This is a genomic window from Pseudoalteromonas shioyasakiensis (assembly GCA_013391845.1).
GTDB classification, from domain to species: domain Bacteria; phylum Pseudomonadota; class Gammaproteobacteria; order Enterobacterales; family Alteromonadaceae; genus Pseudoalteromonas; species Pseudoalteromonas apostichopi.
Map to the genome: position 1 here is coordinate 393,557 of CP058414.1, position 11,732 is coordinate 405,288.

Annotated in this window: 11 protein-coding genes and 1 riboswitch; of the genes, 3 read left to right on the top strand and 8 right to left on the bottom strand. The window is 40.8% G+C overall.

Going from position 1 to position 11,732, the window contains the following annotated elements; all coding sequences use genetic code 11:
• Positions 1-113: 113 nt before the first annotated feature.
• The 4 genes from ylqF to HYD28_01810 form a co-directional block, all read right to left on the bottom strand.
• The gene (gene ylqF / locus HYD28_01795) at positions 114-1,067 is read right to left on the bottom strand and encodes a ribosome biogenesis GTPase YlqF (protein ID QLE07809.1); all 954 of its coding nucleotides are present in this window, start codon (positions 1,065-1,067) and stop codon (positions 114-116) included.
• 108 nt (positions 1,068-1,175) lie between these two features.
• Entirely contained in the window at positions 1,176-2,405 is a 1,230-nt protein-coding gene (locus tag HYD28_01800) for a HAMP domain-containing histidine kinase (GenBank protein ID QLE10458.1), read from the bottom strand.
• Positions 2,402-3,106, bottom strand: coding sequence for a response regulator transcription factor (locus HYD28_01805; GenBank protein ID QLE07810.1), 705 nt, complete (start codon positions 3,104-3,106; stop codon positions 2,402-2,404). The genes HYD28_01800 and HYD28_01805 overlap by 4 nt, the downstream gene beginning before the upstream one ends.
• 9 nt (positions 3,107-3,115) lie before the next feature.
• Positions 3,116-5,500, bottom strand: a complete 2,385-nt coding sequence (locus HYD28_01810) for a TonB-dependent receptor (protein QLE07811.1) — start codon at positions 5,498-5,500, stop codon at positions 3,116-3,118.
• A 272-nt stretch (positions 5,501-5,772) separates the two neighbouring features.
• Between HYD28_01810 and HYD28_01815 the strand changes: the two genes are divergently transcribed.
• Both HYD28_01815 and HYD28_01820 read left to right on the top strand, forming a co-directional pair.
• Entirely contained in the window at positions 5,773-6,309 is a 537-nt protein-coding gene (locus tag HYD28_01815; protein ID QLE07812.1) for a YaeQ family protein, read from the top strand.
• Positions 6,310-6,317: 8 nt separating this feature from the next.
• The gene (locus HYD28_01820; GenBank protein ID QLE07813.1) at positions 6,318-6,923 is read left to right on the top strand and encodes an alpha/beta hydrolase; all 606 of its coding nucleotides are present in this window, start codon (positions 6,318-6,320) and stop codon (positions 6,921-6,923) included.
• 4 nt (positions 6,924-6,927) lie between these two features.
• Here HYD28_01820 and HYD28_01825 read toward each other — a convergent pair whose 3' ends face one another.
• Positions 6,928-7,137: a hypothetical protein gene (locus tag HYD28_01825; GenBank protein QLE07814.1), complete on the bottom strand. Its 210-nt coding sequence runs from the start codon at positions 7,135-7,137 to the stop codon at positions 6,928-6,930.
• Positions 7,138-7,501: 364 nt separating this feature from the next.
• Between HYD28_01825 and HYD28_01830 the strand changes: the two genes are divergently transcribed.
• A complete protein-coding gene (locus tag HYD28_01830) occupies positions 7,502-7,975 on the top strand; it encodes a DNA starvation/stationary phase protection protein (GenBank protein ID QLE07815.1) in 474 nt (157 codons plus the stop codon).
• Positions 7,976-8,033: 58 nt separating this feature from the next.
• Here HYD28_01830 and HYD28_01835 read toward each other — a convergent pair whose 3' ends face one another.
• The 3 genes from HYD28_01835 to HYD28_01845 form a co-directional block, all read right to left on the bottom strand.
• Positions 8,034-8,435: a hypothetical protein gene (locus HYD28_01835; protein QLE07816.1), complete on the bottom strand. Its 402-nt coding sequence runs from the start codon at positions 8,433-8,435 to the stop codon at positions 8,034-8,036.
• Positions 8,436-8,502: 67 nt separating this feature from the next.
• Positions 8,503-10,581, bottom strand: a complete 2,079-nt coding sequence (locus HYD28_01840) for a S9 family peptidase (GenBank protein QLE07817.1) — start codon at positions 10,579-10,581, stop codon at positions 8,503-8,505.
• A gap of 290 nt (positions 10,582-10,871) precedes the next feature.
• Entirely contained in the window at positions 10,872-11,441 is a 570-nt protein-coding gene (locus tag HYD28_01845) for a chitin-binding protein (GenBank protein QLE07818.1), read from the bottom strand.
• 105 nt (positions 11,442-11,546) lie between these two features.
• Positions 11,547-11,630, bottom strand: a riboswitch (cyclic di-GMP riboswitch).
• Positions 11,631-11,732: the final 102 nt, after the last annotated feature.

Consider the following 11,732-nt stretch of genomic DNA (forward strand, 5'->3'; position numbering starts at 1 on the left):
GGTGGTCGCCCTACTATTTTACTTGCTACATTGCTCATATCGGTGACGGTAGATATGAAACTAAAAAAGCCCTTATAGGGCTTTTTTTATGTCTAAAACAAAAGGACGAGTTATTAACGGCGGTTTTTACGCGCACGCGCTCGGCGTTGCTTTTTTTCTTCTTCTTTAGCTGCTTTTTTAGCCTCAGCAGCAGCGCGAAGCTGAGCAACCATTTGCTCTTCTTCTTCTCGCATAGCCGGGGTTTCCATGGTAATACGGCCAATAATGCCATCGCGTAATTCATTAATAAGAATTTCAGACATTTTGTAAGTATCGATTTGATTACCACCGCGGATACAGCCACGCTTTTTACCTGCCATTTCAACAAACTCCCAGTCAGACTCTGGTAGCTCATCAATTTTATAACGGCTTTTTAAAAGCTCTGGGTATGCATGCAATAAATATTCAGCGGTGTAACTTGCCACTTCTTCATAATCGATAGCGGTATCACGAATTGCACCGGTTGCACCTAAACGATAACCAGAGTTTTCGTTCTCTACTTTAGGCCATAACATACCCGGCGTGTCGTAAAGCATAATACCATCGTCAAGCTTAATACGTTGCTGCGCTTTTGTTACCGCAGGCTCATTGCCTGTTTTTGCCACAATACGGCCAGCTAAAGTATTAATAAGTGTTGATTTACCAACATTTGGAATACCCATGATCATGGCTTTAATTTGTTTATCGGCACCCACTTTATGAGGCACTAATTTTTTACAAAGCTCATTAATACGGTGCACTTCACCTGCTTTATCATTACCAAAATCAATCGCTTTCACACCACTTTGCTGCTCAAAGTAGTCTTTCCAAGCTTGCGTTAACTTAGGATCAGCCAAGTCCGCCTTATTCATGATTTTGATCACCGGCTTATCGCCACGCAGCGCAGTAACCATTGGGTTTTCACTACTATAAGGAATACGGGCATCAAGTACCTCAATGATCACATCCATCTGTGGCATGATTTCTTTAATTTCGTTGCGGGCTTTGTTCATGTGACCCGGGAACCACTGTATTCCTGCTCTACTCATTAGATTATTAAGCTCTTTATTTTAAAGGCTAACGCCATGGGGATTTTGCTGATAGGTATAGTTTACTACATCAAGCAGGATTGTTTAAAAATAAAATCACGCCTTCCATCACCACGAAAGACGAGCGACTACATGCGCTGTATCTGCATGCAGTGAGAATGACCAACCATTGCGCTCACATAAGCGTTGCACAATACCTAAACCTAAGCCATAGCCGTGAGAAGCTGTTTCAGTCGCCGTATGCTGGGCATCACCGCCACTGAACTGATTGGTGATTAATAATTCATGCTCTTTAATCAAAATTGCAATCGGTACTTGTCCTGCAAGGGTATGCTCAAACGCATTTCGCACCAGGTTATTAACCGCAATAGAAAATGCCTGTGCATGCCCATAAATTATGGGGTTGGCAAGCTCATCAAGTTCAACACCAACGAGTTTACCGTTTAACAAATAGCGTTGCTGCTCTACTGCTTTTCTTACCAGTGGCATTACTAAAAACTGCTCATCATACAAGCCATCATCAGTTTCACGGGCAAGACACAAAAACATTTCGATCATTTTATTCATGTCGTATGTTGCCCGCCTTACACGATCTATCACCTTCATATCGGCAGGAGTCAATTGGCTTTGTTCTAAAAGCTCTAGGGCGCCGGTAATGACTGTCACTGGCGTGCGCAATTCATGGCTTGCTGAGTCTGTAAAATAGCGTTCTCTTGCGATGAATGCACTAACTCGCTCAAAAGCCTGCTCTATTGTACTTGCGAGCATGCCAACTTCATCATTTGTATATCGGTTAGCATCTATACGCTTGTAATCTTCGTTTGATAATTGCTCAGGATCAATGTCGGCCACAGCTTTAGCAAGTTGAGTTACGGGAGCCAAAGCTCGACGCATCACAACAATTCCAAGCCCAAAGCCTAGTAACCCCAATGTTCCTACAAGGCTGCTAATAATGAATAATAACCACCAATCCTCTGACGAAGAAGCCTCAATCTGCGCGACATCAAACACTACAAACCCATGTGACTGCTCATTACCTGTATCAATAACGGCAACATGTAATTCTTCGCTATCAAATTCATACAACCCAACTGCTGGATTTGTTTGCGCCCACGTTTGAAGTGATTGAGGTAAGTTATCTACTTTATCGTACGCCTTAAGATTTGTAGTAATGGCAGGGTAGTTATCTGATGCAACTTGCAATTGCTGGGTTAGCACTCGATCTTCACTCAATCTTATTGCAGCAAAGAAAGCAAAACCCCATGCAATACTCAGCACAGCCACACACATTGCAAATGCGATAGCGACACGTTTGTGCAAACTATGCCGATACATTATTGGAAGTCCTTTGCAATTCGATAGCCGATACGGTGCACAGTATGAATCAATGGCGTATCAAATGGTTTATCAATTGCCTGTCTTAACTTGTACATGTGCGAACGAAGCGCATCACCATCAGGAGGCTCATCTGCCCATAATAAAGTTTCGAGACTATCGCGTGTAACAACAGAAGGAGATACCTCCATTAACCGCTGCAATAACTTCATACTTGCAGGATTAAGCTCAATAAGCTGGCCAGCACGATATACTTGCAAGGTGGACTTATTCATCGTTAGATCAGACACAGTCAATACTTTGTTGGTATTGCCGTGACTCCGCTTATAAAGAGCTTGCAGGCGCACATGTAACTCTTGCAATGCGAATGGCTTTACCAAATAATCGTCGGCTCCTACTGCAAATCCTCTCAGTTTATCATCAAGCGTGTCTCTCGCAGTGAGCATAAGTACAGGTGTTTCAACGTCAGCTTCAGCTCGCAACTTTTGACAAAAGTGTAAGCCATCCATCCCTGGAAGCATTAGGTCTAAAACAATGACATCAAACTTGTTGTTCATCGCTAGTTGCATTGCACTTATACCGTCATAAGCAAAGTCCAAGAGATAACTGTGCCTTTCTAGATACGCAGCAATATTCGCACTAATGTCACGGTTATCTTCAACAATCAAAGCTCTGATCGGCTCAGTATTCAAAGCATCTAGCATTTTTATTCCTTACCAAGCGTAATCAAATCGCAACCCGATCAGCGGTTCAGCTTCGCTATCGTCAACGACTTCAATTCCTCGGCGGTAATCAAACTCAGTGTCATCAGCTGATGAAGCTGCCGTGACATTTATAACATCAAGAAAGGCGGTAACATCAATAGGACCAAAGGCACGTCGGTAATCTACACGAACATTCAATGAGCCTGATCCTTCTTTGCGGCCAACATTACGCTCTATAATTTCCTTAGAGTAACGTAAAGGCTGTCCTGGCCCCAAAACATCTTCATGTACAATAAATATGTCATCTGGTCTGCCAGAAAGGTATTTATATCGTCCAGCAAGCTTCCAACGGTCACTTATCTCCCATGTCAGCCCTAACGTGGCAACATGTTCACGACTAAATTCAGCAGCTACGTCACCAAAACCATCCTTTCGGTCTACGACCGCATCATTGTAAGAATAGGTTGCACTGGCGTAAAGACCTTCGAAAATAGTAGCATTAAGCACAAAATCAGCACCATATGAAGTACCATCACCATCATTTGCATAAGTTCCACTGGTACGGTCTAGGTCAACCACTAAGTTGCTAAGCTGCTGATAATAAACTTCCGTTAGTAATGACCAGTTGGCATTAGGGAAATATTTAAAGCCAACACTCGTATGGGTTATTTTTTCAGTTTTAAGATTATTAGTCTCGTTAGCCGCGAGTTCTAAATATCGCGGTGACTGATGAAATAACCCCGCCGTTGCAAAATACCTTATCTTTTGACTTGGCATCCAGTTAATGCTGAATCGAGGTGATATAAAACTTTCATCAGCAAACCCATCTCGTTCAAATCGTAAACCTGTACCAAAATCCCAATCACCCATTTCAAAAATTTGTTCTATATAGCCTGCATAGTTTACTTCTTTCAAAGACGTGACTGAATTAAGGCTTTCAGGTGTTAGTACAATAAACTTTTGCTGTGAGTCAGGTCTATAATCGTCACTATCATAAACAAACCGATTCCATTCACCATCTAAAAATGTGCTGTAATCTAGTTCAATTTGCGTAATTCGGGCACCGACGCTCAACATCCCTAATTGATTTTCTACCTCAAAATCACTTCTCCAACCAATTTCTGTTTCACCTTCAGATATAGTAATAATGTCTTCTCGACTAGGGTATTCAGAAGCTGGCGTTCCCTCGGGCACAAGATCTGGATAAGCCTCACCTTCAGAGCTCAATTTATCACTTTTTCGGTAGTAAACTTTATTAGTCAAAACAGCGGTTTCACCAAGCAACGTGGTCAATGTTAAACCATACAGGTCACTATCTTGCTCGGCATTTTGCAATGCAGTATCTTCAAAATTAGGTGATTCAGAAACATGCTCAACGCCACGAGTATATTTCTCATGCGTATCCATGAGTAACACTTCAAAAGTGTTATTTTGATTAATGGGTATCACTGATTTAAAAATAATATCCCTTAAAACAGGTTCACCAATATCTAGCTCTTCGATAGTTTCAAACAAGGCACCAAAATCTAGCCGCCTTGCAGAAAAAAGCATAGTTGCTTCATCAGTGATATTTATAGGGCCGTCATAACCAACTTCATAACCAGCAAGGTCGTAGCGAAAACTTGCAGATGGGCTAGGGTTACCATCGGCCACTTCTAGCTTCAGCAAAGATCCTGCACGACCACCATAAGCTGCTTGCCACCCGCCGGGGGAAAATTCTGCTCCATTTATTACATTTGGGGCAAATATAGAAAAGCGACCACCGCCTCCTATATCTTCCTCTTCACCTAACGTCGCATCAAAGTGAATAGCTTTATCAAAAGGAAAATCATCAACAAAGAGTAAATTATCTCTTGGGCCTCGACCACGCACACTAAAACTTGCAAATTCACTGTCAGATGCGACACCTGGCAATCCATCTAGAGAAAGTAGTGGATCTGCACCTCCTCCCACGGCACTTCGCAGAGATTCTCTGTCGAGATAGGTGCTAGAACCTGAAGTAAATGTATCAGCTTGTTGGGCTCTTACTTCAACTACCTCTATGGCTTGTTCTCTAAGGTCAAATTCAACCTTCGTATTTTTTCGTGTTACAACGCGAATACTTGGTTCGTATAAAGCCGCAAAACCACTTTTTGTAATCTTTATTGAGTAAAGGCCCGGATCGAGTTGTTCAACAACAATACGCCCTTGTAGATCAGTTTGTAAGGTTTGTATTGCAGAGGTTTCTCGTTTCTTAAGTATGACTTGTGCGTTTGGAAGTGGTCGATCTGTAGTCTGATTTTTGACAATAACCGTTATTGCCCCCGGCTCTTCTACTGCGTAAGAGTAAAATGCCAAACTACTCAACAATAGCCATGCAAGTGACCAGAGTATCTGTCTAAATTGTTCTCTCATAATTGCGTCCCTCTTGGCATCAACCATGATCTTGATTTCAATAACTTGCACATACTTTCATCCTCCCAAATAGCCCTAATTATTGAATTCGAGTTAATCAACTTTAGACGTTAGCAAAGTAAATGTGACTAAAATGTCACCGAAGTAATTTGGGTTTACGAATACCGCTTGTGATAATAAATAAGGATTAACCTAGAGTTTCGCTGGAGATATTTAAGTGTCGGTAAGATTAATTGCGCTATAATGACGCAAATTTTTTCAAGTAAGCAATTATGGCTCTTAAATCAACCATTATTAAAGCGCAATTATCGCTAAGCGATATGGACCGCCACATTTATCAAGATTTCAATTTAACACTGGCACAACACCCATCAGAAACCGAACAACGCTTGATGATCCGCTTGTTAGCTTTTGCACTTAATGCTCGTGAAGGATTAGAGTTTACGAAAGGTTTATGCGCAGATGACGAGCCTGAGCTTTGGCACATTAACTACAGCGAAGAAATTGAATTATGGATTGAGCTTGGACTACCTGACGAAAAGCGCTTGAAAAAAGCCTGCAATAAAGCCAAGCAAGTTATTTTGTATACTTACGGTGAAAATAACCAAGCAATTTGGTGGCAAAAACATCAGCCTAAGTTGTATGATTTTAAAAACTTGAGTATTTTTAGTCTCGATTATGCTGCTACTCAGGCATTAGCAGAGTTAGCCGATCGCAATATTAAGCTCACCATCACAGTTCAAGATGGCGAAGTATGGGTTAGCTCAGATACAGCAAATATCGAAATTAAACCGCAACAGTTAATGTAAGGAATGCGATGGCAATTAGGCAGGTTGTAGTATTACACGGACTTTATATGTCGGGCTTTGTGATGCGTCCACTGTGCGCGCGCCTTGAAAAGTCAGGTTTAAAAATACTCAATTTGACCTATAACACGCTCTCTCCCGATAGAGCGGCAATTTTCGATAAGATTGATCGCTTTATCGGTGGTAAGCCGACCGCCTTAGTTTGCCATTCTATGGGCGGCTTGGTTGCTCGCGCTTACTTAGAGGCCAATTCTCTTCAAAGTCGCCATGTCGAAAAGGTGATCACCTTAGGCACCCCGCATAAAGGCAGTCATATTGCTAAGCAAATGCAGCAAAAGGGCTTTGAAATGCTGTTAAAAAACAGTGTGGAATTTTTATTATCAGAGAATGGGGATTGGCCGTTTGATGCCAAGCTTTATAGTATTGCAGGCGATTTACCAATAGGTCTAATGCCGCTTATTGCCAAAGGTAGTATCTCTGATGGTACGGTGTTGATGGATGAAACTAAGCTCCATGGCATGGCAGAACACAAGGTGTTTCATTTAAGTCACACCAGTATGATCTACTCACGCCAAGTGATGGATTACATTATTAAGCTTATAAATCAAAGTGAGTGATACTTTAATCTTCAGCACTTGCAGCCACTTTATATGAGATTAAAACGATGATCCCTAAGATCAGTGGCACAGGTGCAGCAATGTAGCCAAAGGTATCAAAGTTTGCGAAGCTAGCCCCAGCTAGATGACCTACCAAACCGATAACAAATGCAAGTAATGCAATCACTACAACAACTATTTCAGCTTTGCTTTCTTTAACTGTTTTACCGTCCATTTTTCTTCTCCTGGTTAAATGCGGTAAAGTCATTATGCGCTTCTGGTTCGTTGATTTTTTGACCCAAATCAAATTCTAAATCAGCGTGTTTGTAAGCAGATGCAAACCTTGTTTTAGATCATACTTTCTGCCTAATTTTTGGATATTTATTAAATAAGGTAGATTTTTTGCTCAGTTGCCCCAAGTCTATATAAAAGTAATTCAAAGTTATGTTGATAGTGCATAAATGGACAAAACAAACCTTTGATAGTTAAAACCTATCACTGTGTTCGAATTAAACCATTTTACAGATTAATCAAGATGACTAATACTTAACGTCAAGCACTAGCAAGTTAACACTTAACGGTTTTTTAAGGAGCAATCTATGTCACAGGTAAATGCAATTGGTTTAAACAGCGCAAAAAGTGAAGACATCGTAAATTCACTAAACTCTTTACTAAGCTGCTACCAAATTCAATATATGAACGCACGCGGCTTTCATTGGAATATCAAAGGTCGTAACTTTTTTGAATTACACCTTAAATTTGAAGAAATTTATAACTTACTACTTGAGAAAGTAGATGAAATTGCAGAGCGTATTTTAACTTTAGGTGGTACACCTGTACATGCATTCTCTGAGTACATCGAAGATAGCAAGATTAGTGAAGCAAAAAACATCACTGAAGGCACTGCTGCAGTAGAAAATCTATTAGCAGGTTACAGCACGCTTATCCAAATGCAGCGTGAAATCTTAGCACAAGCAGGTGATGCAGACGACGAAGGTACAGCATCATTAATGGGAGATTACATCAAAGAACAAGAGAAACTTGTTTGGATGCTAAAAGCTTACCTTGATTAATATTCTGAATTGACACGAAAAAGCCCTCAAATGAGGGCTTTTTTATATTCAGAAGGTATTACTTTAACCACTTTCTTAAATTATCGTACTCGGGTCTTGCTTGAAAAAAGCTTTCAGCATCTGGGTGAAAATTAATATCCATCTCTACACCTGACCAAACGGTTTCTAACAAATTGCGAGCAATAATATTTGCTTTAATATAGTCAACACGTTTGTAACCCCGCGCTTTTACGGCCTGAAAGTAAGCCCTTGCAATCTCAATACTATCAGCAGTCGCTAATTCAAATTGCTCCAAATTAACCACGGCATACTGAATTGAATGTTCAGGGTATTTCATGATTTCTTGACCAACTTCGATACTAAATGAAGCAACAGCTTCTTTGTTAAAGCTGCCACTAATTTCCACATAAATCACCGGCGGCTCAACAAAATAACGCCAATCACCATGGGCTTTAAACATGCTCACCCCTTTGAAATACAACTTAAGTTTTATGCTTATAGCATCTATTCACTTATTTATCTAAGTCTTAATTTGGTAATAAAGCAATAAAAAATGCCATTTCTAATGCCTTTTCTTCAAGACTTTTAAAGCGTCCCGATGCACCACCATGACCTGCATCCATGTCGGTTTTGAACACCAAGATGTTGTCATCGGTTTTAAATTCACGCAGCTTTGCGACCCACTTCATTGGCTCCCAATATTGTACTTGAGAGTCATGGAATCCGGTGGTGACGAGAATATTAGGATAAGCCTGGGACTCGATATTATCGTAGGGCGAATAGGCTTTAATCACATCATAAAACGCCGGGTCATTTGGATTCCCCCACTCGTCATACTCATTCGTTGTAAGTGGAATACTCTCATCAAGCATAGTGGTTAACACATCTAAAAATGGCACATGGCAACCTATCCCTAAATAAAGCTCAGGCGCTTGGTTGACCACAGCTCCCATTAGCAAACCACCAGCACTACCGCCCGATGCAAATACTTTATGCGGGTGTGCATAGCCTTGCTCAGTAAGCGTACGAGTAACATCAATAAAGTCACTAAAGCTATTTTGCTTATGTTGCTTCTTTCCTTGCTCATACCAATGGCGACCTAGCATTTCTCCACCACGAATATGGGCAATCGCATAAACAAAGCCACGGTCTAGTAAGCTTAATGAGCTACTTGAAAAGCTAGGATCAATGGTAATACCGTAGGCACCATAGCCATACTGTAACAGCGGGTTCGTGCCATTTTTATTAAATTGATCAATACGGTAAACCAATGACACTGGCACTTGCTCACCATCTCTTGCTCTAACCATTAAACGTTCTGAGCGATAATGCTCTGGGTTAAAATCCCCAAGCACTTGCTGTTGTTTTAATAAGGTTTTGTTTCCTGTTTTTAAATCAACATCATACAAAGAGCCCGGTGTTGTTAAGCTTGAATAATAAATACGTGCAGAGCTCACATTCGGCTCAGGGTTCATTGCAATTGCAGCATAATAACAAGGGTCATCAAACTCTAACGTTAAGCGCTGAGCATGCTGATTGACCACCACAAAACGTGTTTGACCTAGCTCTCGTTCTGTAAGAATAAGGAAATTATCAAAAATCTCGACCCCTTCTAACAACACGTTTTCACGATGTGGAGTATGCTCTTGCCAACGCGTTTTATCGGCAATAGTGCTTTGCGTTGCAGTCATTAAGCGAAAGTTTTTCGCTTGCCAGTTCGTCACAATATAGAAGGTATCACCCAGTTTATCGACATCAAATTCATGGCCTTCTTCGCGTGGCATTAATGCGCTGAATTCACGCTCTGGGTTATTAGCGTCAAGCACCCACATATCATTTGTTTCTGTGGTCGCAAGATCAATAATAATTAGGCTTTCATCACGGCTTTTTCCTAGTCCCATAAAGAAGCTTTTATCTTGCTCTTCGTATACAAGTACGTCATTTGCTTGTGGCGTACCTAAAACATGGCGGTAAACTTGAAAACCCAACAGGGTTTGTAGGTCCTTTTTCACATAAAAAACTGTTTTATTATCATTAGCCCACACCACTTGACCTTCGGTATTTTCGAGAACATCGCTAAACATTTCACCACTGGCGATATTTTTAAAACGCACAGTATAAATACGGCGGCCCTCAGTATCTTCAGAATAGGCAAGTAGCTGCTCGTCTGGGCTAATTGCAACCTCGCCTAGTTCATAAAATTCGTAGTCAGCGGCTAATTGGTTTACATCTAACAATAACTGCTTATCACGCGCTTCAATTGAACTGCTGCGATAATGACGTGCATATTCATCATCGCCACGTACTTCTGAGTGATACCAATATTTGCCATCTTTCACGGGTACCGTGTTGTCATCTTTTACAATACGGCCTTTTAACTCATTGAATAACTGCTCACGAAGTGGTTTTATGTCGGCTAGTTGCTTATCGCAATAGTCATTTTCAGCATTTAAATGCGCTAATACATCTGTATTTTCACGCTCATCATCACGCATCCAATAATAATTATCGGTGCGCGTCAGTTGGTGAGTAGTTAATTGGTGTGGCTGTTTTTTTGCAACAGGAGGGTGCGCTAATAAAGACAAAGAATACGAATTTGACGACACAAGAAAAAACCAAAATAAAAAACGAATTGCTGGCAGTTTATCACAGAATTATACCAATCAGCTTAATTAAGTAGTCTATTTTGAGGCAATAAAACCTCGTTGATAACAAGGCAAAAATTTCGTTATTTAGTTGTTCTAAATGAGAAATTTTTAACGCAGTTAGCGGCAGGTTTAATCCCTCAAAATGATTAAGTATTATTGCGGGTTGGTATTAAAAAAGCCCACTCAAATTGAGTGGGCTAAGCAATGCTAAAATAGCATTTAGGGGGAAACTTTTAATGCGCTACTTGCTAATGCGATACTTGTTGCCAAGCCATAGCCCAGCTTTTTCCTACACCCGGTTCAAATAGCGGATTGTGTGAATCTTTAACACGACAAAACTCGCTAAATGGCCATGGTTTACACATATAAATATGGCCTGTTTTGGGCTGTAGAACTTTAACACCCGCACTGTAATCGCTGCATGCTTGTGGGTATACATAGTCGTAATCTTGTAGACTATCTTGCACTCGCTCTTTACATTTTGCGATGCAATTAAACGCCACTTTCACATGCGTAATGCCCGAGCCTTCAAGGGCATAAATTTGGTTTGAACGGTACGCAACCACTAAACCTTGTTCAGTCATTTTGCCCGCTTTTACTAGCGGAATATGCACGTTTATATGCTCAGCAACAGAACGTGGCCAATTATGAGGCTCACCCTGATCGGCACTGCTGATCGGGTATTCGAATGATAAATCGACTAGCTCTCCTTGCATGTCATAAAAGGTCACAATCACCCTATCACCAACAAACAGTTGGGTATGATGATTCAAGCAACCAATCGGCAACCACTTCCCGGAGGCCATTGACGTATGCATAAACAAAATATCACCCTAAGAACAACTAATAGGTATTATCCAACAACCGAACAAAAAATACTTTTAGTTTGAGGCAAGTGAACCAAAGCACTAGATTATGTGCTTATCAGCGGCCCCGCTATCATAGTATAAAACCTTAGACCGGAAACTTTGCGTCCTAACCTTTCAGTTAGTTTGCCAAAAACAAGATTGAGTATAATCGTGACCGAATCACAAATCAAACAAAAGAATGTAACCAAACATCTTATATAGCAAATAGTTACTAGAAATGCATGAGATACAAAAAAGCCA